This is a genomic window from Segatella maculosa OT 289, from assembly GCF_000243015.1.
Lineage (GTDB): Bacteria > Bacteroidota > Bacteroidia > Bacteroidales > Bacteroidaceae > Prevotella > Prevotella maculosa.
Genome location: NZ_JH594503.1, coordinates 98946 through 123140, shown reverse-complemented (window position 1 = coordinate 123140; position 24195 = coordinate 98946). Strand labels below are relative to the sequence as shown.

Here is a 24195-nt window from a genome sequence, read left to right as displayed (position 1 = left end):
TATTGCAAAACCGTTTAAGTCATATGGTTTTACTCAATGATTTATTCCGTCAGACACCCGGACCAATTTCGCTGAACCGCCTTGCGGTCATCATCTTTCATTTTGCCCGTAACAAAATCTTTGAGTGGTATGGCTTGGAACGTCATCTGTGCCACACTGCTCTCATAAAGAATGCCAACGGTTTCGCGATCTATCATCGTAAGGCAGCTATACCCCCAGCCATTGCCATCATCAAGCAGCACTTGATGCGCGCTTTCCCATGTCTTTCCGTCGTCAAGACTCAATTTAATGGTGATGTTTTTGCGCTCTTTCGGGTCGTTGGGATTGGCAAACAGCAGGATATTCCTGCCCAGAACGTTGTCTTTTGCGGCCACGCTGATGAGGCTTCCCATGCAGATGGGCTCTTGCAAGGTCTTGATATTAGAGGAATGTTCCTGCCATGTCTTTCCCCAATCGCGCGTGGTATATACCGCTCTTCCACCGCCACTTTGGTTCCGCATGTTGAGCATCAACTCTCCATTAGGCAGCTCTGCCACCTGTGCTTCAGTGGTATTGGCACACGCCGGCGCTGAAATGGCCCACGTTTTTCCATGGTCTTTGCTGTACATGATACCCGCATGGGGCACGCGTTCCTTGTCAACAAACTGCATGGCAAACACCAATGTGCCGTTTTCGCAGGTGATTCCGCGGCCCGGTCCTTGGAAGAAGAAGTGCCATTCTGGGTGCTTTAGCTGTGCAGTCAGGTTGATCGGGGCCGACCATGTACGCCCATCATCGGTGCTTTTTGCCATCACCAACTGTGCTGTTTGAGCCTTATTGATACCCGATTGTGAGCTGAACCATGCCCTTTGGTTACCCATTCCGTGTGCCCAAATGGCTACAATCCAAATGGTGTTGTTGGCATTATCCACCAGAATAGCAGGGTCACCGACACCGTTTTGAGCTGCAGGAAGACCGCCGTTCTCGCCAAATGCCAACGGCAAACGCATGGGTTCCCATGTCTTTCCCTTGTCAGTGCTGCGGCTAAGTCCCACATCTATGTGCTCTTGAAGGTCCACACTGTTGTTGTAACGCACGTCATAGACACCGAGAAGTGTGCCTTTATTCGTCGTCACGAGGCCCGGAATGCGATATGCAGCAACGCCATCATCGCCCGCATGTCGCACACCTATGCCCATTCTTCGCCCTATATTGGGAGCCGAATGGACAAGCGTTAGCGCTTTTCCATCAGCAATGGCCTTTGAAAGTACAGCTTTCAACCTTGTTGTTATGGGTGCATCGGGTTGCATTTCGACGCTTATCCAGAAGTAATTCACGCCGGGAAACAGTTGCTGTTTGGCTTGTAATGTGACGTGATGTGCCATAGGTTTGCATTCATTTCTTAGCACAACATACGACGGAATGGCCCGTAATGTCTTGCCGGGTGTGAAGTTCGTGAGATAATCCACAGGCGCAAAGCGTTGCTTTTTGACGTCTTGTCGGGCCTCGGTGCCGCCATAATAGAGGCGAAGGGCCTTCACTTGATGGAGCGGAAGGGCCTTGTCAAGGTCGAGTTCCACGTTGTCTAACGTTTTTGTTTCTGTGGCATTGAGTCGCATGAGCAGCAAGATGTTGTCGTGACGCTCTATGAGAATGGGCACTTGTGGCTGCTTAATAAATAAGGTGTCGGCTGCTTTTGCATGAAAACTGCTAATAAAAAGCAACGCCATGATTATCTTTTTCATACGCAATTTGTTTTCAGTTAACGACGATTTCGTCGGTAAAGAGCCAATTATCTGGCCCATGAAGCTGTGCTTTGACGTGCATATAGGGCAGTGTTCCATTCACTTCGAGTTGCTGAAGCGTTTGTAAAGCATGGAAAAGTCCCATGGGTGTGAGCGCTTCTATCCTTATCCCATGGTCGGAAATGCTAAGATCATAACCTTGAAGATGCACACTATCGGCCGCTATTTGGGCTTGTTGGGCTGTTCCGGTGCATATCAACTGCAAGAAACAACCACTATCTTTGTGTACAGAACGTTTCTTTTTAGCATTTAATTCTTGGCTTATTGACTGCGGAATGTGATCTTTCAATAGGGCTATCTCTTTTTTATTGAGATTAGACATGATACCTTCCAGCTGACTTAAAGCCAACGTTCCCTTACCTTTGACTATACTTTGGGGCTCCGGAATGATGTTTTGTGCGCGCGTTCCCATGCTGAAACACGCGGTCAATAAGATGGTTATGCCTGCTTTTACCAATGATTTCATTGCGTCACTTCGCACGATGTGAGACTCCTTTTTGTGGTTATGCCATGACAGTCGCTATTATTTTAAGGTGAATTTCAGCGTACCTGCCTTCACCAAGTCATTGTGGCTGATGCGATATTGATGCCAAGGTTTGCCGCCAACTTCCATCTTTTCGATGCAAACGGCATTCGGGTTGCTGCGCTGCGTCTCAATAACAAGCTTGTCTTTGCCCCATTGTTTTTCATCGAGATGAAGGATAATCTTGTCGAAGACAGGCGAGGTGAGCGTGTAAGCCGGCTCACCCGGACAATCAGGATAGAAGCCCATCATACTGAATATGGCCCAAGCTGACATCGTACCTGTGTCATCATTGCCGGGAAGTCCCTCGGGACTGTTCTTGAAATAGGTTTGAAGCAACTGGTGAGTGAGCTCTTGTGTGCGCCATTCCTCGCCCTTAAAGTAGGAGAAAAGGAATGGATAAGCGATATTGGGTTCGTTGGTTGGGTCGTAATTCCCTTTGTCAAATACCGACTGAAGCTGCTCGATGAAGCGCTTTTTTCCGCCCATCAACTTGGCTAAACCATAGATATCGTGGGGCACATAGAATGTATAATTCCACGCATTGCCCTCATGAAAGCCCGGAGAAGGCTCCCAGTTGGCGCCCTGAAGCGGGTTGAACGGGCTATAAAACTTGCCGTTTGGCAGAATGGGACGCAGCATATTGAACTCCTTACTGAAGTAATGACGGTAGCCCATTGACCGGTTATAGAACAGCTTTGCATCGGCTTTGTGTCCCAAAGCATTGGCCAAGCGCGACAAAGCATTGTCGGCAATGTAATATTCCAACGCATGCGACACCGAATTATCAAACGAATCGCGCAGCGAAATATAGCCTTTTTCCACATATTCATTGTTATCGGGGCGCAGTGGGTTGCTCTTTTCGTCTGTCATCGCACCCTTTTTCATGGCTGTGTAGGCCTTGTTGATGTCGTAACCACGCAGTCCTTTCAACCAACAATCAACGATAACGGGGATCGAAGGGTCTCCTTCCATCGTGTAAGTCTCACGTCCAAAGAGCTCCCATTTGGGCAACCAACCGCACTCATCATACATACTTAGCATGCTTTTTACCATGTCTCGCTGGCGATTGGGATAGACAAGGGTCATGAATTGATGCAGGTTACGATAGGTATCCCACAGCGAGAACACCGTATAGCGGTTGCCCTCGCGTTGCTTTAGCACCCTGTTGCTCTCCATAGCCGGGTAATCTCCGTTCACATCTTGCAGGATATTGGGGTGTATCAACGTGTGGTATAGTGCGGTATAAAAGATAGTTTGCTGATCTTTTGTGCCTCCTTCAATCTCTATACGCTTGAGGTCGGCGTTCCATTTCTCGCGTGCTTCCTGTGCAATAGCATCGAAATCCTTGCCCTGTTGTTCAGCATTTAGGTTCTCACGTGCATTGGCTATGCTGACAAACGACACGCCCATCTGCACTTCTATCACCTCATTTTCGGCGGTATTGAAGTTCATATACACGCCGATATCATCGCCTGCCATCTCCTTTTGATAGGCCGTATAGAGCTTATATTGCCCTCTATCGGGGAACCACTCTGCTTGTTTGCCCCATCGTTCGCGCTGTTTTTTCCAGTAACCTGCACTTTCTGGCACTTTATTTACACGCATAACGAAATAGATAGGGAACACAGCTTGCGCATAATAACAAAAGGCTCCTTGCAGTTTCATGCCCTCGTATTCGGTCGGACTCACCTGTTTTACCATGGCACCTGACTCTTTTGTGAGGCCTTCTCCAAGGTTTAACAACAGATGGCTTTCCCCTTTTGGGAACGTAAAACGCTCACATGCCGTGCGAAGCGTAGCCGTTACCTCGGTCTTTATACCGTGTTTTACGAGGAAATTGCTGTAATATCCCGGACGAGCCACCTCGTTTTTGTAGTGGCTACCGTATGCTTTATAGTCCACATTTAGCTGTCCTGTGGTGGGCATCAACAGCAAAGAGCCGACGTCGGGACAGCCAACACCACTGAGATTCACATGAGAATAGCCCGTAAAAAACACGTTATGAAATTCGTAGGGCGTTGACCACCAGCGCGTGTCTTTGTCACATTTGTTTTCATCGGAGCCCATGACGTTGAACGGAACGACCGACATGAGGCCGTTAGGACAGATGGCTCCGGGGTTAGTTGTACCCAAATTGGAAGTACCAATGAAGGTATTTACCAAGTCTACAGGCTCTATTTTAGGTGCACAAACGGCTTGTAGCGTTCCTAAATGGCCCGCCATGCACAAGAAAATCATGAAATACTTCTTCATCATGAAAAAGATTAAAAGCAGAAAAGGTTTATTGTTTAGTCAAATAGCATACATATTGCGCGATAATACAGGATAGATTGCCCCGCAAAACAAGGGCTTACGCCAAGATGTTGTTCTGTTTAATGAAGTCAACAATCTCGCGAATGTAACCAAAGGACAATCCAACCACGGTGTCGGCTGCCCCATAATACACGGCAACTCGGTCGCCATCATGAAGCGCTGCACATGGGAACACCACGTTAGGCACGTCACCTTGCAACTCATAAGGGGCATTCGGAGCCAAGAGATAGGGCTGTGTACGATAGAGAACTCGGTCAGGTTGCGCCCTATCTAAGATGGCTGCACCCATCGAATAACGGTAACCATTGCACGTTGTTATCACACCATGATAGAACAAAAGCCAGCCTTCGTCGACCAAGAAAGGCACAGGTCCGGCTCCAATCTTGGTGCATTGCCATGCACTTTCAGGGAAAGGGGTTGGCGACATCACGCATCTATGCTCGCCCCAATACTTCATATCGGGACTAAAACTAAGGTAAATGTCACCGAACGGCGTGTGACCATTGTCGCTGGGGCGGCTCAAAAGGGCATACTTGCCATTGATTTTTTCGGGAAAAAGCACCCCGTTTCGGTTGAAAGGAAGGAAGGCATTCTCGCACTGATAAAAGGTTTTGAAGTCGAAAGTGTAGCCAATACCGATCGTAGGTCCGTGATATCCGTTGCACCAAGTAATCCAATAGCGGTCTTCAATCCATGTAACGCGTGGGTCATATTTATATTCCGACGCTATCATCTGCGTGTTCCCAGCCTCGAAGACAATAGGCTTTTCATTGATTTCCCAATGAATACCGTCATCGCTGAAGCCTGCGAAGATGTTCATTTGCACGGCTTTGTTGTCGCAACGGAACACACCTGCGAAGCCGTTTTCATAGGGAACGACGGCACTATTGAAGATACTATTCGACGTAGGAATGTCATATCGATTGATAATAGGGTTATGGCTGTAACGCCACATCACGTCTTTACAACCCTGAGGGCGGTCTTCCCAAGGCAGAACATCCTTTAAGTTTTTCATTATAAAAATGTTTTTACGTTTTTAGTCCTGTAAATTTCTGCATGTAATATGTAAAACAAAGATAGTTCTTTTCTTGGATAAAACACTAAATTTATTAAACATTAAGCCGAAAAGACACTTCTTAACTCTTGCAAATAAGCGCCGGAAAGCAGCCCATTGCAATGAAACCAAACCATTGTTCAGGCTTACTTATAGCACATGAAAAGCAAAGTTACGGGCTTTTCCCCCTACCAAATAGTTGCAGGGCTATAAAATAATCGGGCAAAGCGATGGATTTTATCGAACTTTATTACTACTTTTGTCACGTAGTTCTCAGGGATTTTATGGCCGATTCCGTTGCCTTGGCCGAAGTGTTGCGGCTTTTTTGTGGAACGTTCCCGTTTCGAAAGGCCGCACACGGTAAGCCATTTGCATTTAAAATCATTGGGAAAATATCTATGAAACGGTTTGACAAATAAAGCATTCAAAGTATCCTATTCTATAATGAAAGAAAAAATCAAAGCATTTTTGGGCCATCCGATGCTCTCCAACCGCTACGTGTTGTTGGGACTGTGGCTGTTGTTGGCCCTCGCGGGCTTGTTGAAATACCATCGATCCGACAACAACTTCCTTATATTTCGGGGCGTTTTCTGGCACACGGTGAACGGAACTTCACTCTATGAAGCCTATCCTTCCGAGTATTGGGACGTGAACCATTACGGTCCGGTCTTCTCTTTGGTCATCGCACCCTTTGCACTTTTGCCCGAATGGGCAGGTATGTTGCTGTGGTTGATGGGCTTGACAGTGTGGCTGTATGCCGCTGTTTACCGATCGGGATTACCGAGACAGCGTCAGGTTTTCATCTATTGGTTCTGCAGTATGGCCCTTCTCACGGCCTTGTTCATGCAACAATTCAACATCGCCATAGCCGCAATCATTCTCTCTTCGTTCTATCTTATCGAGAAAGAACACGACGGTTGGGCCGCTTTTTTCATTGTATTAGGCACTTTTGTCAAGCTCTATGGTATCGTCGGACTGGCTTTTTTCTTCTTTTCAAAGCACAAAGTACGACTGATAATGTGGCTCGCTGTGTGGTCGGTCGTGCTCTTTTGCGCCCCGATGGTCATCAGTTCGCCTGATTATATCATCGGTCAATACCGGGAATGGATAGACTGTTTGATCGGAAAAAACACCGAGAATATCAATTCCTTTGCCCAAAACATCTCGTTGCTTGGGCTTGTTCGGCGCACAACGGGCTGCATGACCTACTCCGACCTTTGGCTCATCGTGCCCGGAATGTTACTCTTTGCGTTGCCTTATCTGCGCCGTTCGCAGTATAAGAACCTTGCTTTCCGAGAGACCATCCTTGCTTCTGTGTTGCTGTTCGTGATACTTTTCAGCACAGGAAGCGAGTCGAGCGGTTACATCATAGCCTTGTTGGGGGCCTGCATCTGGTACATGGCCGTGCCATGGCAGCGAGGTCGTTGGGCAATAGCACTGATGGTGTTCGTGTTTATCCTGTCGGGAATGGGCAACAGTGACCTTATTCCGAAGGCCATACGCCATGATTATATCCAGACATACGCCCTCCGTGCACTGCCCGTGAGCCTGCTTTGGTTCTGGCTTTGCTATGAAATGTGCACGAAGGACTATGCTCCAACAATAAAGAAACAGCCATGAAGCAGAAGATGATCGGCTATGATGCCAAGCGCATCGTGAGAAATGCAACGGGATTGGGCAGCTATGGACGCACGCTCATCAACGATTTGGCCCCGCTGATGCCCGACACGGAGCTGCGACTCTATGCACCCGACGCCGGGCGTGACGAACTTCGCGAGCAGATTCTGCTGAGAGAGAACGTCAGTTTCAGCCACCCACGGCTGCATTGCCGCCTTCAACGCGACCTGTGGCGCATGCATGGCGTGGTGAACAACCTGAAACGCGATGGCGTCCGCATCTATCATGGTTTGTCGGGTGAGCTTCCTTGCGGACTTTCCAAGGCCGGAATACCGGGCGTGGTGACCGTGCACGACCTCATATTCCTGCGACATCCCGAGTTTTATCCGCCCATCGACGTGTTCTTCTACAAGTGGAAATTCCGCCAAATGCTGCGTGAAGCCACGCGAATCATCGCTATCAGTGCGTGCACACGACGCGACATTTTAGCTTATAGTGACTTTCCTGAAGACCGTATAGACGTTGTTTATCAGAGTTGCGGCACGCGTTTCTGTCGGTCGGTCAGCCCAGAGAGCCTCGAAGAAGCCCGTCGGAAGTATCGCCTTCCCGCGCATTATATCCTCAATGTGGGGACGGTTGAAGCACGGAAAAACATTCTTTTGGGCATTCGTGCGCTGTCACAGCTTCCCGAGGAACTTCATCTTGTCGTCGTGGGAAGGCAGACGAGCTATCAGAAACAGCTCGATGCGGCTATCAAAGAACTTGGTTTGGCACAGCGTATCCACTTCCTACAGGGTGTTCCCAACGCCCTTTTGCCAGCCATTTACCGTCAGGCAGAGGCCTTTGTTTACCCATCTCGTTACGAAGGTTTCGGCATTCCAATCATCGAAGCCATACAAAGTGGCCTGCCGGTTGTGGCTGCCAAGGGCAGTTGCTTGGAGGAAGCGGGCGGTCCGGACTGCCTTTATGTGAAACCGGATGACGTGCGTGGCATGGCAGGAGCACTCCTTGTGGCCATGAATACGCAAAAAACAGAACGAGTAAGACGCAGCCAAGACTACGTCAAACGCTTTGAAAATCACGACGTGGCCGCCCAGGTTATTTCCGTTTATGGGTGGGTTGATCCGGTATTTCGGGTTAGGTGAAGCCGATAGAAGTAGAAACAGGTTGCATGCAGCCAACAAGTTGCATCTCGGTTCCGTTGTTTACCTTTGTCTTATGCGCCGGTTGCGTTGTTGGAGCCAATAATTCAGCCTTCTGATTTCTACTTTGCTGTCAGGCTTTGCAGTGTTTCGGGCAACTGAAGTGAGTCGCATGTGAAGTGAGAAAGCAGTTCCTTGCCAGCTTTAGTGATGGAAAAACGCATGCAACGTTTGTCGTCCTTGCACGTCTTTCGCTTGATGAGGCTTTTCTTTTCCAATGAGGCAATCACCTTGGAAGCGTTGGATGGCGTGAGATTCATCTCTTCTGCAATCTCTCCGGAGCTGATGTTCTCGCGCTCAGAAACGACACATAGCAGCATTGCCTCATTGATATTGAGTTGCAGCTGCCTTTGAAGCAGAGCCTCAAAGGCAGCGATGTTACGGTAAATGTCTCTGATTTTACAAATACATTCCCTGTTCATTGCGGTCGTTTTTTTATTTCAACAATGCCTTTTTGATGGCATCTTCCAGCTGTTGATGGTTCATTGCACCCGTCTGCATGGTTGGTTTTCCCTCCTTGGGAACAAAGAGTAACGACGGAATACTACGTATGCCGAACAGTGCGGCCAGCTCTTGTTGCTGGTCAACATCGACCTTATAGAAATCAATCTTACCGCTATATGTGCCTGCAAGCTCCTCCAAAACGGGGGCAGTTGCCTTACATGGACCGCACCAAGTGGCGTAAAAATCAATTACTGCGGGCCGTTCTCCGGCAAAAACCCAGTCATTTGGATGCTTCTCATAATCCATTACTTTGTGCTTAAAAGCCTCGGCTGTCAATTCTTCTACTTTCATTTTCTTCTCCTTTTGATGGTTTGTATACTGTTGTTTCACTTCTGCGGGCTTGCCGCTTTTGTTTTGTGAGCAGGCACTTAGGCCGATGATGGCAATTGATGCCGCTAAAACGAGTTTTCTTTTCATGCTTTCTTATTTGGGAATAGTGTTCATTTTATTTTTATTTCCATTGGAAAACATTGCAAAGATATACGTTATTTTCCAAACAAACAAATTTCCATTGGAAAATAAACACAGTTTAACTAAATCGCTTAATGGCTGTAGTTGTCACCTTATTATATAGGGATTGTGCGCTTGAATGGGTGAACATGTTGATTGTTGCACGGCATGTAGGGACGCACGGTTCGTGCGTCCGCCCAAACAATCGTGTATGTGCGCGTTCAATTCCACTTGAGTGGACGCACGAGCCGTGCGTCCCTACATTTTCAGTTCGGCCATATCGGTTTTTAAAATGAGCCATATTGTGCGGTAATATGGGCCATATTACGCGGTGAAATGGGTGAGATTACCGCGCAATATGGCTGTAATTGGAACACAAGGTGTAAGTCGTTGATAATCAATGTGGCTGATGCTCGAAAGTGTTTGAGTGCATGTAGGGACGCACGGTTCGTGCGTCCGCTCAAACAATCATGCATGGGCGCGTTCAATTCCACTTGGGTGGACGCACGAAGTGTGCGTCTCTACATCTCCAAGCAAGGGAACGATGGGCAAAAAAAAGAGGGAAGTGTGGAGGAATATCCGACTTTTTTCGTATTTTTGTGGCTGTATCTGTGCAACAACCTCAAAAAATAAGAACATGAAAAAGATTATTTTTGTTTTAGCTACGTTATGTTTTGCCTTGCAAATGCAGGCGCAATCGTTCAAGCATGAGCTGAAATTGAGTTTCGGATTTGGCGACGAACGGCATTTAAACAGCGTGAAAAACGACTACGTAAAGCAGTTCAAACTCGAGGAAGATGCGTCTGCTTTCGGGCTGTTCTTAGGCATAAACTATGCTTTTAACATGGAATATCTCTATCATTTCAGTCCGAAATGGGCCGTAGGAGCAGACGTCAGCTACACCGAAGCCGCTGCAAAGGGGGCGCATCTTCCATGGGATGAGCAGTTGGGAAACAATCCCTATCTACTCCTTTACGGCGGGGTTTTCTTTTCAATCTTCCCGAATGACGAACTGAATCTGTCGAGCAAGGCTTGGACATTCATGCCCGAAGCAAAATATACTTGGCTCGACAACGGCCATTTCGCACTCTATTCAAAGGGTGGTCTCGGTCTTCGTTACTACCGATTGCAGTCTGAAAGCAGCCACTTCCCTAACATAAAGGAAGAGAAAATCAAGGTCGCTTATCAGCTTTCTCCTGTGGGAATAGAGATTGGAGGCAATCATGTGCGCTTCACTTCAGAGCTGGGTTACGGGCAACAAGGCATTCTTAACATGGGAATTGTCGTGTATTTCGGGAGGAAGTGAAGCCTCCCCCGGCCCCTCCAAAGGAGGGGAGACTCAGCAACATGGGGCAAATGGGCTTCTATAACAACGCTTTCAGTTCGTTCTCCCCTCCTTTGGAGGGGCCGAGGGAGGCTCTCCCTTCCTCTGCGGCCTTGATACTGCCGCTTTTCTTCAGCTTTTCTACCACACTTTGATAGTCATTCTCATCGGGATGACGCTCCATATAGATGCGTGCAGCGCGGTCTATGAGCTTGGCATTCATCAGTTTCACGTTCACCATCTTGTTGCCTTCGACCCTTCCAAGGCGTATCATGAGCGTCGTACTGACCATGTCGAGAATCAGTTTCTGCGAGGTTCCGCCCTTCATACGGGTGCTTCCGGTGACGAATTCTGGTCCCGTTACGACCTCGACCACATGGTCTGACACCGCAGCAATGGGACTATCGGGGTTGTTGACCACGCAGGCTGTAGCGATATTCCGCGCACGACAGGCCTTGAGCGTGGCCAGAACGAAAGGCGTTGTGCCGCTGGCCGAGAAGCCGAGTACGATGTCTTGCTCCGTGATGTGGCAGGAAACGAGTTGCTGCCAACCGTCGGTGAGGTCGTCTTCGCGCGACTCCCGCGTCTGTGTAAGCGCACCGATACCGCCCGGAAAGACTGCTCTTATCTGGCTTCCGTCTGTTCCATAGGTGTTTTGCACCTCTATTGTGTCGAGCGTTGCCAGCCGTCCTCCCGTGCCGCAACCGCAATAAAACAACCGACCACCGGCCTGCAAGCGTTGCAGTATGGCTGCAATGAGTACGTTGATTTGCGGCAATGCGCGGTCGATTGCTGTGGGCACACTCTTGTTTTCCTGATTGATAGCAGCCGTAAGTTGTTCTATTGACATCGTTTCCAGATGGTCATAGTGAGATGGTTGTTCTGTGATTCGCTTCTCCATAAGGCATAGTTATGAAAAAAGGTGGGAACATTGCTGCTCCCACCTTTATTATATTAGTCGGCCCGGAAGCCGTTTCTTGCTTACAACTGAGCCAATTTGTTGTCGGAACCGAGCACGTCGGTGATCTTCTCCTTGTACATTTCGGTCATGTAATCGCGTGCAACTTTGCCGTATTGACGCGGATCGAAGTAGTCAGGATGGTTGGCCAAGGTCTCGCGAACGCCTGCCGTATAGGCCAAACGAGAGTCAGAATCGATGTTAATCTTACATACGGCACTCTTCGAAGCCTTGCGCAATTGCTCTTCAGGAATGCCCACTGCGTCGGGCAATTTGCCTCCATATCGGTTGATAATGTCCACATATTTCTGCGGAACGGAGGAAGAACCGTGGAGCACAATGGGGAATCCGGGGAGCTTCTTCTCAATCTCTGCCAACACATCGAAAGCCAAAGGAGGAGGTACTAAGCGTCCTGTCTTCGGGTCGCGTGTGCACTGTTCGGGCTTGAACTTGTAGGCACCGTGAGACGTACCGATGGAGATAGCGAGACTGTCGCAGCCGGAACGCTTTGAAAAGTCAATCACTTCTTCGGGCTTGGTGTAGTGAGATTCCTCCGAAGCAACCTCATCTTCCACGCCGGCAAGCACGCCAAGCTCGGCCTCAACGGTCACATCAAACTTGTGTGCATACTCAACACACTTCTTTGTTAGCGCGATATTCTCTTCGTAAGGCTTGGAAGAAGCATCGATCATCACTGAAGAAAAGCCCATGTCTACGCAGTCTTTGACGAGCTCAAAGGTGTCTCCGTGGTCCAAATGGAGCACGATTTCGGGGTGTTTGCAGCCCAATTCCTTAGCATATGCAACCGCTCCTTCTGCCATATAACGCAGCAATGTGGGGTTTGCATAGTTGCGGGCACCTTTCGAAACCTGCAGGATAACAGGAGATTTCAACTGAGCCGAGGCCGTGATAATAGCCTGAAGCTGTTCCAAATTGTTGAAGTTGAACGCGGGAATTGCATAACCTCCGTTCACTGCTCTCTTGAACATCTCGCGCGTATTGACGAGACCTAGTTCTTTATAACTAACTGCCATAATTAAAATATTATGTTTATAAATAAGTTACCTGAATAGGATTGGCAACCAATCTTATACGTTTGCAAATTTAACATTTTCTTTTGATGGAACCAAATGTTGGCTCCTTTTTTTCTTACAAGCCGAGGTTAAAAACTTTAACACTACATGAAATCAAGACGAATGGCTGCTGTTGCCACACGGAAATGGCAAAGTCGGAAGGCTCAGACCTTCACTTCGCGGTGCTTCCGCGTCAGTTCCGAGGCGAAAAGCAGCACGATGAAGTAGCCGAAGAAAGGGATAAGGAAGGGGATAACAAGGTTGGAACCGTCGGCAATCAGCCCCATCAGCAAGAAACCGCAGCCGCCGATGGGCGTCATCATCAGCAGGGAAGCAGCGCTTTTCTTGAGGTTTCCGAGGCCGTCTAAGGCCAAAGAGAAAATCGTCGGGAACATGATAGCCTCGAAAAGATAGTTGCAACAGATGGCAATCATGGAGACCCTGCCGATGTCGAGCAGCACGCAAACCATGCAACCCACACTCCCCATGGCGCAAACCAGCAGCGTTTTCTCGGCCCGGACACGCCGCATAACCCAGCTGCCCACGAAGCGTCCCACCATGAAAAAGGCCAGGGCGACCGTCAGAACGATGCTGGCCATGTTGTCATTCAGCCAACCTTGGCCCGTAACGAAGTTGATAAAATAGCTGTTGATGGATATCTCTGCGACCTCGTAAGCCAGCAAAGCCAAGAGTCCGAAGACGAACATCGGGTGCCTGCGGAACAGCTTCATGATGCGTGTTCCCTTGATTTTGTCTTCCTCGGTCTCCTCATGTCGAATCTCGGGCAGGCTGACCCGCGAGAAAACCAAGGCGATGATGAGCACCAAGATGCCCAAGACCGTGTAGGGAATCACCGCATGGTTGTCTGCCACATGCCCGCCGAAGAAAAACTGTCCCATGACGAATGTGGCGAAAAGACTGCCCAGACCGTTGAACGACTGCGAGAAGTTGAGCCGGCTGGTTGCCGTTGCTCGCTCGCCCAGCTCGGTCACATAGGGATTGGCGGCGGTCTCTAAGAACACCAGACCGCAGCCGATAACGAACAAGGCGCCCAAGAAAGCGTAGAACGTATTCATGGCCGCACAAGGGATAAACAGCAGCGAGCCGAGCCCGAAAAGCATCAGACCGACCACCACGCCCAGCCGATATCCGTGCCGATTGATGAACCACCCGGCCGGAATCGCCGTCAGAAAGTAACCCAAATACGTGGTCACTTGAATCAACGACGACTCGGTGATGCTGATATCGAGCGTGTTTTGGAAATGCTTGTTCAGCACGTCAAGAATCGCTCTTGCAAAGCCCCAAAGGAAGAAGAGCGACGTGATGAGCACGAAAGGGACGACGTATTGCTTGTTCGTAAGGCCGGGTTTGTTCATCGTTCAATGTAAATCAAATTGCGTTCATGCCTGTCTGCGAGATGGTTTATGGCGCGCTCTGCCAGATGCAGCTCCATAACCTCTCATTTGATGAATCAGGTGCAAATATAAGCCAAATATTGCAGAAAAACGACGATTATGCCGAAAATATTGCGCCGTCCATTGCGTCTCAATCCGTCCGCCGGCGCGTCTGAGCGGCCCCGATGCTGCCCCCGAAAGAGTGCCGGCGCCCGTCTCCCCCGCGTTTCATGGGCTGGAACGGAGCGCCTCAGCGATAAGGAATCGTATTTACTGATGTGGAGTACCAAAGTTACTGCCGCGTGTCACAAGCGTTCCACATACGTGAGACCGTGCGTTCCACATACGTGGAATTGTGTGTTCCATCTACGTGGAACTGTGTGTTCCATCTACGTGGGACTGCGTGTTCCATCTACGTGGGACTGCGTGTTCCATCTACGTGGGACTGCGTGTTCCATCTACGTGGGACTGCGTGTTCCATCTACGTGGAATTGCATGTTCCATCTGCGTGGGACGATGTTTCATATACGTGGAGCCGAGCGTTCCACCTATTGGAACTGTGAGTTCCATATACTGGAACTGTGCGTTCCATGTACTGGAACTGTGTGTTCCAAAGCATGGAACTCTGTTGGAACACTGCGAGTGCTGCGGACGAGGTCGGCATCGGGCGTGTTTCGCTGCGCGTGGTGCCTCGTTTGTGAACGAAGATTAAAAGCGGAGCGACGGAGTTATAAACGGGTCATGCACATGTCTAACCCCTACGCAGAGGCACATGGCGGGCGAGGCCCGTGCGCGTGCCGCGAACCAACGTAATACATGTCGTTATGAAAAGAATGAAGTTCTATTTGCTCGTGTTCGTGCTGTCGTGCCTTGCCGGTCGCGGTTGGGCGAACGGCGGTGAGGCGTGCCATGTGATGCGCGGGCTGGTGAGCCGCATCGCACCCGCATATGCCGACCGCTTCAGGTTCGAGTTGACGGCCGACACGGTCGAGCGTTTCACCGTCCGGAGCGAGGGTCGGCGCATCGTCATCACGGGCCGCAGTGCCATTGCCATGGCCGTTGGGCTGAACCACTACCTGCGTCGGTATTGCCTGACGGAGGTGTCGTGGCGGCGTATAAACCCCATCGTGCTGCCTCGGGAGTTGCCCCGTGTGAGCCGCACGATGACGGGCAGGGCGCGCGTGGCCGAGCGTTTCTTCCTCAACTATTGTACGTTCGGCTACACCATGCCGTGGTGGCGGTGGGCCGACTGGGAGCGGCTGATTGATTGGATGGCACTGAACGGCGTGACGATGCCGTTGGCTATCACGGGCACCGAGGCCGTGTGGCAGCGCGTTTGGCGACGCGAAGGGCTGACCGCCCACCATCTGGCTCGCTTCTTCACGGGGCCGGCCCATCTTCCGTGGCACCGTATGCTCAACATCAACGGTTGGCAAGGCCCGCTGCCGCAGTCGTGGATTGACGGACAGGCCGACCTGCAGCGGCGCATACTGCAGCGTGAGCGGGAGTTTGGCATGCGGCCCGTGCTGCCGGCCTTCAACGGCAGCGTGCCCCTCGACTACAAGCGGCTGCACCCCGAGGCGCGGATAACCGAAGTCGGGCAGTGGGGTGGTTTCGGGCAGGCATATCGCACGTACTTCCTGTCGCCGACCGACCCGCGCTTCGGCAAGCTGCAGAAGTCTTTTCTCGATGAACAGCGCCGCATGTTCGGCACGGACCATCTGTATTGTCTCGACAGCTTCAACGAGGTGCAACCACCTAGTTGGTCGCCCGACACGCTGTGCATGCTGGCCCGTCATATCCACGCGTCGCTCGATAAGGCCGACCCGCAGAGCGTCTGGGTGCAGATGGGGTGGCTCTTCTACAACGACCGGAAGCATTGGACGCCCGACGTAATCCGCGCCTATCTGAGTGGCATTCCGAAAGACCGGGCACTGCTGCTTGACTATTATATCGACCACACGGAGCTGTGGCGACTTACTGAGAGCTTCTACGGCAGGCCGTATATCGCCTGCGTGCTGGGCAACTTCGGCGGCAACACGATGCTGCAGGGCGACGTCGGAAAGGTGTCGTCGCGGCTCGACGCCGCCATCGCGCAGGACGGTAACATGGCCGGGGTGGGGGCGACGATGGAGGGCTTCGGCGTCAATCCCGACTTCTATGCTTTCGTGTTCGACAAAGCGTGGGACTGCGGGACGACCGACCGCGACTGGCTGTGCCGTATGGCCGACCGCCATGTGGGTTTTGCCTCGGCGGCCGGCCGCACGGCGTGGCAGGTGCTCTTCGACCGCATCATGCCGAGCTATGTCAACGAGTCGGGCACCGTGGTGTGCGCCCGTCCGTCGTTCGAGGCCCGCTATCTCAACACCACCTATCCTGCTGAACTGCTCGGCGTGTGGAAGATGTTGCTGGATATCGACTCCGATAAGCGCGAGCACCTATATGATGTCGTGAACGTGGGGCGGCAGGTGCTGGGCGATTTCTTCGCCTTCGAGCGCGACGGACTCCATCGGGCTTATCTCTCGCAGCGCTCGGACTCCGTCGATTACTATGCCCGTCGCATGGACAAGATGCTCGACGATCTCGACCGATTGCTGGCCTGTAGCGAGGAATTCTCTCTGCGGAAATGGATTGAAGATGCACGTGGCTTCGGCGCGACGGCGGCCGAAAAGGACTATTACGAGCGCAATGCCCGCACGCTGATTACTGTGTGGGGCGATAGCAGACAGCTCACCGACTACGCCAACCGCACTTGGGCAGGCCTCGTTTCCTCGTATTACAAGCAGCGTTGGCATATCTTTACGGCCCACGTCAGGCGTGCCGTCAGACTGAAACAGCCGCTTGATGCCAAAGCCTGCGACAAGGAAATCGAAGCTTTCGAACGCCGTTGGATAGAGCCGGAGATAACAAAGATAGTTTTTCCGAAGGCCTGTAAGGCCGTCAGGCAAACGGCCCGTGAGATTTACGACAGCTGGTTCGGCACCGCAAGACAGGCTCCGCTGCCGCGCATGTCACCCCCGTTGGAATGACCCGACGCAGGCTCTTCTTCGTTAAAGAACGTTACAAAGCGGTAAACTTATCGTGCCATGCTTCGGGTTTCAGACTTTTATTGCTACCTTTGCAGCGCATCTTCGGAAACTCCGATGCATTCGATTGTGCAGCTGTTGTGATTAAGGCAGCCCGGCTCTTGAAGGATGTAATGATGCAACTTCATTTAATCAATTCATTTAAGCTATGTATTTAGACAAAGCAAAAAAGCAGGAAATCTTCGGCCAGTACGGTAAGTCGACTACCGACACGGGCTCTGCAGAGAGTCAGATTGCGCTGTTCACGCTCCGCATCAAGCACTTGACAGAGCACGTGAAGACCCATCACAAGGACAACGTCACCACACGTTCGCTGACAAAGCTCGTTGGTAAGCGTCGCGCTTTGCTTGATTATCTCTACGACCGCGACATCAATCGCTATCGTGCCATCATCAAGGCGCTCGGCCTGCGCAAGTAAACCGGTTGGAAGAACAAATAAGAAATCCCGAAACTCGCAAGCGTTTCGGGATTTCTTTTGTCTTGTTCTCACTCCAAAATCTCGCGGAGCGGAATCATTACAAAGTCGCGTTCGTGCATCAGCGGGTGGGGAATGTGCAAATCAGCCTCGTCGATTCGCAGGTCATCATAAAGCAGAATGTCGATGTCGATGATGCGGTCGGCATACCCGTTGACGTCGGATTTCACTGTTCGCCCCATCTTCTTCTCAATCGTTCGCGTGGCTTCAAGCAGTTGGCGAGGCGTCAACCGTGTCTCAATGCACACGCACATGTTGATGAACCGATTGGGCGAGCAGAAGCCCCACGGCTCCGTTTCAATCATTTCCGACTGCCGCTTCACCGTTCCTACAGCCGTTTCAAGCAGTTGGATAGCGTCGCGCATGTTGCGTTTCCGGTTTCCGATGTTCGAGCCCAGCCCCAAATAAACCGTATGTAAAGCCACCGTCAGCAAGCCATCAATCGTCTAAAATCAGCAAGGCGTCGCCATAACAGCCGAACATGTAGCCGTTCTCGGAGGCCAACCGATAGCATTCCATCACGGCATCGTAGCCACCAAAGGCCGCCGTTGCCATGAGAAGAGTCGATAAGGGGTGGTAGAAGTTGGCCACCATTGAGTCGGCCAAGCCGAAATCATAAGGTGGGAAGATGAACTTGTTGGTCCATCCGTCATACTCTTTCAGCATACCATCGGTGCCAACGGCAGTCTCCGTGGCCTTCACCACGCTGACGCCTACGGCCAAGACGTGGTGTCTTTCGCGCTTGGTTTGGTTCACCCGAGCACATGCTTTGGCTGAGATAACCATCTTTTCCGAGTCAATCTTGTGCTTTGTAAGGTCTTCCACTTCGATGGGATTGAAGTTCCCAAGCCCGCAATGCAGCGTGATATAGGCATCGTGAATGCCCCGTATCTCCATGCGTTTCAGCAGTTCTCGGCTGAAATGAAGGCCTGTTGCAGGAGCCGTTACCGCCCCTTCATGCTTGGCAAAAACGGTCTGGAAGTCGGCCAAATCGGTTGCGGTTGCATGCGGTTCCTTGCGATTATCAATCACATAACGAGGCAAAGGAGCCTCTCCCAATGCGAAGAGTTCGCGTTTGAACTCATCGTGGTCGCAGTCGTAAAGGAACCGAAGTGTGCGGCCGCGGCTGGTGGTATTGTCGATAACTTCGGCCACCATCGTTCCCGTTTCGTCGAAGAACAGCTTGTTGCCGATGCGGATTTTGCGGGCAGGCTCCACGAGAACATCCCACAGACGCATCTCCGGGTTCAGCTCTCTGAGCAGGAACACCTCGATTTTTGCATCGGTCTTCTCCTTTGTTCCATAGAGACGAGCCGGGAAAACCTTTGTGTCGTTGAATATGAAGGTGTCACCCTCGTCGAAATAATCAAGGATATTGCGGAAGTCAAGGAACGCTCCTTCAATGGGATTTCCCTCGGCGTCTTTCTTGAACATGTCGATTTTGCCCGACCGTTTGTGCAAGACCATCAACCGACATTCGTCTTGTCGCGTCACCTGAAAGCTGTCCGTGGTGCCGTCTTCGTTCTTGAATGTGCGGGTGAAGCTGTGGGGATAGAGCGCTACTTGTTCCTGTTCCAGATTAAATTTGAACTGTGATAACTTCATATATCTTTATTATTAAGTTTAATTCTTATTCTATCCATTCTCTGATATGTTCGTAGTCGAGACACTTGTCAACGGTGAACTCGCCCACACGCGTGCGACGTAGGGCCGTCAGATAGGCTCCACTATCCAACGCACGGCCCAAATCTCGGGCCAAAGCACGGATATATGTGCCCTTTCCACACACCACCCTGAGGCTCAATAGCATTTTTTCTGCATCGAAATCTGTTACTTCTATCTCATCAATATGGACTTGCTTAGGCTTCAGTTTCACCTCTTCTCCGGCCCGACGCAGCTCATATGCCCGGTCGCCGTTCACTTTCACGGCACTGTAAGTGGGTGGTATCTGCTCGATGTCGCCGATGAATTGTGGCAGCGTTTCGGCTATCAACGCTCGCGAAATGTGTGCTGTCGGGAAGGTTGCATTGACTTCATGCTCCCTGTCATAGCTGGCCGTAGTGGCCCCGAGCTGCAAGGTTGCGGCGTATTCCTTGCTGTTTCCTTGGAATTCCTCAATGCGTTTGGTAGCCTTTCCCGTGCAAAGAACGAGCACTCCCGTGGCCAATGGGTCGAGCGTTCCGGCGTGACCAATCTTCACTTTGCAGCCTAATGTGCGCGAAAGCACATAGCGCACGTGGGCCAATGCACCGAAACTTGATATGCGATAAGGCTTGTCTATCGCGAAAACCTCTCCTGTTTTGAAGTCCATCAGTCTACCATTACAAGCGAATGACCTGTTGCCAAAAGTATCAAAATGACTGTTCCGACAATGATGCGGTACCAACCAAAGGCCCTAAAACCATACTTTGCAAGGAACCCGACGAACCATTTCATGGCCAAGATGGCCACGATAAAGGCGACAATACAGCCCAAAACGAGGGTCTCGATGTGCTGTGTCGTGGCCCAATCTGTGCCTTCTTTGAACATATCCAGCAGGTCGAGAAGTGTCGCACCGGCCATAGTTGGCACCGCAAGAAAGAAGGAAAACTCGGCCGCCCGCTGCCGTGTTAGCTGTTGTTGCATGCCACCCACGATGGTAGCCATGCTGCGACTCATACCCGGAATGACCGAAAGACATTGGAAACAACCTATCTTCAGCGCACGAATCCAATCGACTTTGTTCTCTTCGGTGCCCTTGTTAAAGAGGCGATCGCAGAACAACATGAACACGCCGCCAATGACCAAGGTCGCCGCAACGACCTCAACGCTGTCGAGCAACCGGTCGAGCAATCCGCTTTTCTTGGCTATCAAACCGACGATGACCGCCGGAACAACACCCACTATCAGCAGTCCATAGAACTTCATCTTGTCGAAGAACTCTTGCTTGGTACGCATCTGAAAGAAGCGTTTCCAATAGAGACACACCACCGAAAGAATGGCCCCGAACTGGATAATGAACGTGAAAGCGTGCACGAATGGGTCGCCTTGGGGCACTCCCAACAGGTTTTGGGCAATGATCATGTGGCCCGTTGACGACACAGGGAGGAACTCTGTCAGCCCCTCCACAATCGAAATAATCAGCGTTTGCAGGAAATCCATCAGTCTGTCTCGGTGTAATTGTCCTTCGGTTTACGGATAATGGCATAGACGATTGACACGAATCCGACGAAGCAAATCACCGGAGCGACCTTTATTTTCATCGTGCTGAAGATGCCGGGGTCGAAGTTTTGTTCCGAAGAACCGCCTCCGCTCATGAGGATAAAGCCCAAGATGACGACCGCCATTCCAATGGCCAACAGCATGAAGTTGGTCTTATCGAATGCAAAATTCTTTTTATTCATAACTTGTTTTCGTTTATCTATCGCCCCGTCGTGCGTGGTTTTCGCGACAATTCCACGCATCTTGGGGTCCAATCATATCTTATATAGTTCGCCGGCTTTCATCTTCAGGAACTTATTCACCGAAAGACCGGCACATATCGCCGTGATAATAATGCCGAAGAGAAACACAGACAAGGCCGTAAAAACCATCACTTCGGGTGTCACAACGGTCAATATATCGGGCTCATAGGTGTAGAGTGCGTAGACACAACAGCCCAAAATAACCACTGCAAGCAGTGCGGCTATGATGCCAACACCCACGGCTCGCAACACGAACGGACGCCGAATGAAACCCCAAGATGCGCCGACCAGTTTCATAATGTGAATGGAGAAGCGTCGCGCATAGATGCTCAAACGGACGGTGTTGCTGATGAGTGAGAACGAGACAAAGGTCAGCAAGCCGGCCAAAAACAGCAGGACAAGGCTGATTTTCTGCAGCAACGTATTGACACTATCCATCAAACCCTTTTGATAAGTGATGCTTCCTACCTTGGGATATCGCTGTAATTCCTTTGTAATCCACTGTAAAGAGTCGGTGTTGGCATAGTCACTTTTGAGTCTAATCTCAATGGAAGCCTGAAACGGATTGGCTCCGATAAACTCCGAAGGATCTGTGCCCAAGGCCTGCGTTTGCTCCTTTAATGCCTGCTCTTTGCTGATGAATTCCACATTATTTATATAGGGATAGCGATGCAATCTGCCGCAAAGTTGCCGGGCTTCGGGGTTCGTCATGTCGTCTTGAAGCATCATCGTTACGATGAGATTCTCCCTTACATAGGTCGACATATTCCTTGCCGTGAGCACGGAAAAGACCACCATTCCCAACAAAATCAGCACCAACGACGTGCTGATACACAGCGTAACGCTTTGCAATCCTTGCCGATTGCGCGTATTTTTGCGTTTATTTCCCATTCCGAACAGCGTATATCACAACAAATATCCCACAAAGGTAATGCTTAATTCGCCGTCACACAATAGTTTAACCTCCGTTAACTATTAATTTATTCTAATCATCTTGTAAATGAAAGCATACCGAATTAATTCGCTAACTTTGCCCACTGTATGAGCACTATCATTTATCCTTCGCCCATTTTTGGCCCGGTTCACAGCCGCCGATTGGGCATTTCGCTGGGCATCAACCTCATGCCGGCCGACGGAAAGATGTGTAATTTCGACTGCATCTACTGTGAATGCGGGTTCAACAAAGACCATGTGCCGACCCTGCGACGCCCTTCGCGCGAGGCCGTTGCCACTGCTCTGGAGGCCAAACTGCGTGAGATGCGCACGCGAAATGAGCGACCCGACGTGCTGACCTTTGCCGGAAATGGAGAGCCGACGGCCCATCCTGACTTCCAAAATATCATAGATGACACCGTAAGACTGCGCAACCAATACTGTCCGGAAGCTAAAATCAGTGTGCTAAGCAACAGCACATTCATCTTCAAGGACAGCGTTTTCGAGGCCTTGATGCGCGTGGATAACAACATATTGAAGGTGGATACGGTCGATTCGGACTATATAAATAAGGTAGACAGACCGCAGCAACCGTCGTACGATATCCACAAAATCATCGACCAACTCTGCCGTTTCAACGGCCACGTCATCATTCAATCGATGTTCTTGAAGGGTAGGGCAGAAGACGGAACCGACGTTGATAACACGCACGAACGCTTTGTCGGGCCGTGGTTGGAGGCCATGAAGCGCGTCCAACCGCAGGAGGTGATGATTTATACCATCGACCGTGAGACGCCAGATAAGGCACTTCTCAAGGCCACACCAGCCGAGTTGAACGCCATTCGCGACCGTGTCATCGCCGTAGGAATAGCATGTACGGCGTCGTATTGAGAAGAATAAAAAGCCGCTCTCAGCCCTTTCGGAGGGCGGAAGGCCGGACTTATGTCCCTATATGCGTGTAGACATTCAACTTGTCCACCACGTTCGCCGTATAATCTGCCGCCATTTCACTCCTGTATCCGTATAGACATTCAACTTGTCCACCTGTTTACTTGGCAACGGCCAACTGAAACTTGAGCGGACACACGAATCGTGCGTCCCTACACACACTCAAACACTCTCGAGCTTCAGCCGAATTGATTACCAACGACTTACACCTTGCATTTCAATCTCAGCCATTTTGCGCGGTGAAATGGGTGAGATTGTGGGGTAAAGTCAGCTATATTGCACGGTGAAATGGCTGAAATGAGAAAACGATTGAACGTATGTAGTGATGCACGGCTCGTGCGTCTGCTCACATTTGACAATTCTTTCAGCCCTTTTTATCTTATCAATTGGGGATATACTTGGCTTGGAACGGCGTCCGTGCACGCTCTGCGCGGCCAACTTTTGCTTTTTACATAGTCGTTTCCGGCTTCGCGGTCGGCCATAAACAGGAAACATGCATTGAGATATCCCTCGGTTCCGTCCTTAGCCACCACGTAACAGTAGGCCCGACGCCTGTAACCTGTCACCTTGGAGCCGTCGCGCAAGACGGTATTCAGCCAATCCTTCTGTGGCACGACGGCGTGGATAATCTCCGCTTGTGGGTATTTTTGCATGAAAGCTTCACGCGAGAGGCGCACGAGTTCGGCGTCTTCTTTGGGGTGAAGTTTGGCAAAATGGTCGGTAGTGTACACGGGCATATACTTGATCCCGTCTACTTCTATCAGGTCGGCTTCATGCTTTTTCGATGCAAGTTCATCGAAACCGATTTTCTCTCCGATGTCTTTTCCTGTCTTATCAATCTGCTTTTTGGCGTCTTTCCATAGCTTTGAGACCTTCCCGACCAGCGTTTCCTGTTGGTTGTTCTTGTTGTTCTGTGCGCCGACAGGCAAGGTCATCGCCGGCAAAAACGCTGCCATGAGCACTAAATACTGCTTTTTCATAAACGCTCCTTTTGTTGATATGTGAGCAAATTTAGGCCAAATTGCGAGAACGACAAAATTATTTTATGTTATTTAATGTTCGTCGTTGTTTTTGATTTTGTTATCATAAAAAACACTAACCGGCTGCAAAC

General features: G+C 50.5%; 23 protein-coding genes. 6 read left to right on the top strand and 17 right to left on the bottom strand.

Annotation, left to right across the window (positions count from 1 at the left end):
* Positions 1-41: 41 nt before the first annotated feature.
* The 4 genes from HMPREF9944_RS06540 to HMPREF9944_RS06525 form a co-directional block, all read right to left on the bottom strand.
* Positions 42-1724 carry a sialidase family protein gene (locus HMPREF9944_RS06540; RefSeq protein ID WP_044113466.1) on the bottom strand — a complete coding sequence of 561 codons (1683 nt, stop codon included), beginning with the start codon at positions 1722-1724 and terminating at the stop codon, positions 42-44.
* 13 nt (positions 1725-1737) lie between these two features.
* Positions 1738-2250: a glycoside hydrolase family 20 zincin-like fold domain-containing protein gene (locus HMPREF9944_RS06535; protein ID WP_008565319.1), complete on the bottom strand. Its 513-nt coding sequence runs from the start codon at positions 2248-2250 to the stop codon at positions 1738-1740.
* Between the two features lie 57 nt (positions 2251-2307).
* Complete coding sequence (locus HMPREF9944_RS06530) at positions 2308-4563, bottom strand: GH92 family glycosyl hydrolase (RefSeq protein WP_044113465.1); 2256 nt, start codon at positions 4561-4563, stop codon at positions 2308-2310.
* Between the two features lie 97 nt (positions 4564-4660).
* Positions 4661-5638: a glycoside hydrolase family 130 protein gene (locus tag HMPREF9944_RS06525; RefSeq protein ID WP_008565315.1), complete on the bottom strand. Its 978-nt coding sequence runs from the start codon at positions 5636-5638 to the stop codon at positions 4661-4663.
* 483 nt (positions 5639-6121) lie between these two features.
* Between HMPREF9944_RS06525 and HMPREF9944_RS06515 the strand changes: the two genes are divergently transcribed.
* Together HMPREF9944_RS06515 and HMPREF9944_RS06510 are read left to right on the top strand one after the other, a co-directional pair.
* A complete protein-coding gene (locus HMPREF9944_RS06515; RefSeq protein WP_044113499.1) occupies positions 6122-7297 on the top strand; it encodes a glycosyltransferase family 87 protein in 1176 nt (391 codons plus the stop codon).
* A complete protein-coding gene (locus tag HMPREF9944_RS06510) occupies positions 7294-8439 on the top strand; it encodes a glycosyltransferase family 4 protein (RefSeq protein ID WP_008565312.1) in 1146 nt (381 codons plus the stop codon). Before HMPREF9944_RS06515 ends, HMPREF9944_RS06510 begins: the two co-directional genes overlap by 4 nt.
* 119 nt (positions 8440-8558) lie before the next feature.
* Here the strand turns inward: HMPREF9944_RS06510 and HMPREF9944_RS06505 are convergent, their stop codons facing one another.
* Both HMPREF9944_RS06505 and trxA read right to left on the bottom strand, forming a co-directional pair.
* Positions 8559-8918, bottom strand: a complete 360-nt coding sequence (locus HMPREF9944_RS06505) for a MarR family transcriptional regulator (RefSeq protein WP_008565311.1) — start codon at positions 8916-8918, stop codon at positions 8559-8561.
* A 13-nt stretch (positions 8919-8931) separates the two neighbouring features.
* Positions 8932-9417, bottom strand: coding sequence for a thioredoxin (trxA, locus tag HMPREF9944_RS06500; RefSeq protein ID WP_008565310.1), 486 nt, complete (start codon positions 9415-9417; stop codon positions 8932-8934).
* A 670-nt stretch (positions 9418-10087) separates the two neighbouring features.
* Between trxA and HMPREF9944_RS06490 the strand changes: the two genes are divergently transcribed.
* Positions 10088-10756 carry an outer membrane beta-barrel protein gene (locus HMPREF9944_RS06490; protein ID WP_008565308.1) on the top strand — a complete coding sequence of 223 codons (669 nt, stop codon included), beginning with the start codon at positions 10088-10090 and terminating at the stop codon, positions 10754-10756.
* Positions 10757-10814: 58 nt separating this feature from the next.
* On the opposite strand, the gene HMPREF9944_RS06485 is transcribed toward HMPREF9944_RS06490, so the two are convergent.
* The 4 genes from HMPREF9944_RS06485 to HMPREF9944_RS13425 all read right to left on the bottom strand — a co-directional run bounded on the left by HMPREF9944_RS06485 (position 10815) and on the right by HMPREF9944_RS13425 (position 14769).
* Positions 10815-11675, bottom strand: a complete 861-nt coding sequence (locus HMPREF9944_RS06485; protein WP_008565307.1) for an N-acetylmuramic acid 6-phosphate etherase — start codon at positions 11673-11675, stop codon at positions 10815-10817.
* A gap of 80 nt (positions 11676-11755) precedes the next feature.
* Positions 11756-12766, bottom strand: a complete 1011-nt coding sequence (locus HMPREF9944_RS06480; protein WP_008565306.1) for a class II fructose-bisphosphate aldolase — start codon at positions 12764-12766, stop codon at positions 11756-11758.
* Between the two features lie 203 nt (positions 12767-12969).
* Complete coding sequence (locus HMPREF9944_RS06475) at positions 12970-14181, bottom strand: MFS transporter (protein WP_008565305.1); 1212 nt, start codon at positions 14179-14181, stop codon at positions 12970-12972.
* Positions 14182-14634: 453 nt separating this feature from the next.
* Positions 14635-14769: a hypothetical protein gene (locus HMPREF9944_RS13425; protein ID WP_280513074.1), complete on the bottom strand. Its 135-nt coding sequence runs from the start codon at positions 14767-14769 to the stop codon at positions 14635-14637.
* A 254-nt stretch (positions 14770-15023) separates the two neighbouring features.
* On the opposite strand from HMPREF9944_RS13425, the gene HMPREF9944_RS06470 reads away from it, so the two are divergent.
* Together HMPREF9944_RS06470 and rpsO are read left to right on the top strand one after the other, a co-directional pair.
* A complete protein-coding gene (locus HMPREF9944_RS06470) occupies positions 15024-17228 on the top strand; it encodes an alpha-N-acetylglucosaminidase (RefSeq protein WP_320051452.1) in 2205 nt (734 codons plus the stop codon).
* A gap of 205 nt (positions 17229-17433) precedes the next feature.
* The gene (rpsO, locus tag HMPREF9944_RS06465) at positions 17434-17703 is read left to right on the top strand and encodes a 30S ribosomal protein S15 (RefSeq protein WP_008565298.1); all 270 of its coding nucleotides are present in this window, start codon (positions 17434-17436) and stop codon (positions 17701-17703) included.
* Positions 17704-17771: 68 nt separating this feature from the next.
* Here the strand turns inward: rpsO and folK are convergent, their stop codons facing one another.
* The 6 genes from folK to HMPREF9944_RS06435 form a co-directional block, all read right to left on the bottom strand.
* Positions 17772-18194, bottom strand: coding sequence for a 2-amino-4-hydroxy-6-hydroxymethyldihydropteridine diphosphokinase (gene folK, locus HMPREF9944_RS06460; protein ID WP_172633983.1), 423 nt, complete (start codon positions 18192-18194; stop codon positions 17772-17774).
* 4 nt (positions 18195-18198) lie between these two features.
* Positions 18199-19365: an S-adenosylmethionine:tRNA ribosyltransferase-isomerase gene (locus HMPREF9944_RS06455; RefSeq protein ID WP_008565296.1), complete on the bottom strand. Its 1167-nt coding sequence runs from the start codon at positions 19363-19365 to the stop codon at positions 18199-18201.
* 25 nt (positions 19366-19390) lie between these two features.
* Positions 19391-20071: a tRNA pseudouridine(55) synthase TruB gene (truB, locus tag HMPREF9944_RS06450; RefSeq protein ID WP_008565295.1), complete on the bottom strand. Its 681-nt coding sequence runs from the start codon at positions 20069-20071 to the stop codon at positions 19391-19393.
* Positions 20071-20901 carry an undecaprenyl-diphosphate phosphatase gene (locus tag HMPREF9944_RS06445; RefSeq protein WP_008565294.1) on the bottom strand — a complete coding sequence of 277 codons (831 nt, stop codon included), beginning with the start codon at positions 20899-20901 and terminating at the stop codon, positions 20071-20073. Before HMPREF9944_RS06445 ends, truB begins: the two co-directional genes overlap by 1 nt.
* Positions 20901-21143, bottom strand: coding sequence for a DUF3098 domain-containing protein (locus HMPREF9944_RS06440; RefSeq protein WP_008565293.1), 243 nt, complete (start codon positions 21141-21143; stop codon positions 20901-20903). The genes HMPREF9944_RS06445 and HMPREF9944_RS06440 overlap by 1 nt, the downstream gene beginning before the upstream one ends.
* A gap of 72 nt (positions 21144-21215) precedes the next feature.
* Positions 21216-22094, bottom strand: a complete 879-nt coding sequence (locus HMPREF9944_RS06435; protein WP_008565292.1) for a cell division protein FtsX — start codon at positions 22092-22094, stop codon at positions 21216-21218.
* 150 nt (positions 22095-22244) lie between these two features.
* Here HMPREF9944_RS06435 and HMPREF9944_RS06430 point away from each other — a divergent pair, with 150 nt between their 5' ends.
* Positions 22245-23027 carry a radical SAM protein gene (locus HMPREF9944_RS06430; protein ID WP_008565291.1) on the top strand — a complete coding sequence of 261 codons (783 nt, stop codon included), beginning with the start codon at positions 22245-22247 and terminating at the stop codon, positions 23025-23027.
* A gap of 431 nt (positions 23028-23458) precedes the next feature.
* Here the strand turns inward: HMPREF9944_RS06430 and HMPREF9944_RS06425 are convergent, their stop codons facing one another.
* Positions 23459-24064, bottom strand: a complete 606-nt coding sequence (locus tag HMPREF9944_RS06425; RefSeq protein ID WP_008565290.1) for a hypothetical protein — start codon at positions 24062-24064, stop codon at positions 23459-23461.
* Positions 24065-24195: the final 131 nt, after the last annotated feature.

Excerpts from the sequence above, each read along its gene's own strand:
- HMPREF9944_RS06485 (WP_008565307.1), bottom strand. The coding sequence starts at position 11,675 with ATGGAGAAGCGAATCACAGAACAACCATCTCACTATGACCATCTGGAA.
- HMPREF9944_RS06490 (WP_008565308.1), top strand. The coding sequence starts at position 10,088 with ATGAAAAAGATTATTTTTGTTTTAGCTACGTTATGTTTTGCCTTGCAA.
- HMPREF9944_RS06440 (WP_008565293.1), bottom strand. The coding sequence starts at position 21,143 with ATGAATAAAAAGAATTTTGCATTCGATAAGACCAACTTCATGCTGTTG.
- HMPREF9944_RS06525 (WP_008565315.1), bottom strand. The coding sequence starts at position 5,638 with ATGAAAAACTTAAAGGATGTTCTGCCTTGGGAAGACCGCCCTCAGGGT.
- HMPREF9944_RS06445 (WP_008565294.1), bottom strand. The coding sequence starts at position 20,901 with ATGGATTTCCTGCAAACGCTGATTATTTCGATTGTGGAGGGGCTGACA.
- HMPREF9944_RS06430 (WP_008565291.1), top strand. The coding sequence starts at position 22,245 with ATGAGCACTATCATTTATCCTTCGCCCATTTTTGGCCCGGTTCACAGC.
- trxA (WP_008565310.1), bottom strand. The coding sequence starts at position 9,417 with ATGAAAAGAAAACTCGTTTTAGCGGCATCAATTGCCATCATCGGCCTA.
- HMPREF9944_RS06435 (WP_008565292.1), bottom strand. The coding sequence starts at position 22,094 with ATGGGAAATAAACGCAAAAATACGCGCAATCGGCAAGGATTGCAAAGC.
- HMPREF9944_RS06470 (WP_320051452.1), top strand. The coding sequence starts at position 15,024 with ATGAAAAGAATGAAGTTCTATTTGCTCGTGTTCGTGCTGTCGTGCCTT.
- rpsO (WP_008565298.1), top strand. The coding sequence starts at position 17,434 with ATGTATTTAGACAAAGCAAAAAAGCAGGAAATCTTCGGCCAGTACGGT.
- HMPREF9944_RS06425 (WP_008565290.1), bottom strand. The coding sequence starts at position 24,064 with ATGAAAAAGCAGTATTTAGTGCTCATGGCAGCGTTTTTGCCGGCGATG.
- HMPREF9944_RS06455 (WP_008565296.1), bottom strand. The coding sequence starts at position 19,365 with ATGAAGTTATCACAGTTCAAATTTAATCTGGAACAGGAACAAGTAGCG.
- HMPREF9944_RS06540 (WP_044113466.1), bottom strand. The coding sequence starts at position 1,724 with ATGAAAAAGATAATCATGGCGTTGCTTTTTATTAGCAGTTTTCATGCA.
- truB (WP_008565295.1), bottom strand. The coding sequence starts at position 20,071 with ATGGACTTCAAAACAGGAGAGGTTTTCGCGATAGACAAGCCTTATCGC.
- HMPREF9944_RS06475 (WP_008565305.1), bottom strand. The coding sequence starts at position 14,181 with ATGAACAAACCCGGCCTTACGAACAAGCAATACGTCGTCCCTTTCGTG.
- HMPREF9944_RS06505 (WP_008565311.1), bottom strand. The coding sequence starts at position 8,918 with ATGAACAGGGAATGTATTTGTAAAATCAGAGACATTTACCGTAACATC.
- HMPREF9944_RS06530 (WP_044113465.1), bottom strand. The coding sequence starts at position 4,563 with ATGAAGAAGTATTTCATGATTTTCTTGTGCATGGCGGGCCATTTAGGA.
- HMPREF9944_RS13425 (WP_280513074.1), bottom strand. The coding sequence starts at position 14,769 with ATGGAACTCACAGTTCCAATAGGTGGAACGCTCGGCTCCACGTATATG.
- HMPREF9944_RS06480 (WP_008565306.1), bottom strand. The coding sequence starts at position 12,766 with ATGGCAGTTAGTTATAAAGAACTAGGTCTCGTCAATACGCGCGAGATG.
- HMPREF9944_RS06515 (WP_044113499.1), top strand. The coding sequence starts at position 6,122 with ATGAAAGAAAAAATCAAAGCATTTTTGGGCCATCCGATGCTCTCCAAC.
- HMPREF9944_RS06510 (WP_008565312.1), top strand. The coding sequence starts at position 7,294 with ATGAAGCAGAAGATGATCGGCTATGATGCCAAGCGCATCGTGAGAAAT.
- HMPREF9944_RS06535 (WP_008565319.1), bottom strand. The coding sequence starts at position 2,250 with ATGAAATCATTGGTAAAAGCAGGCATAACCATCTTATTGACCGCGTGT.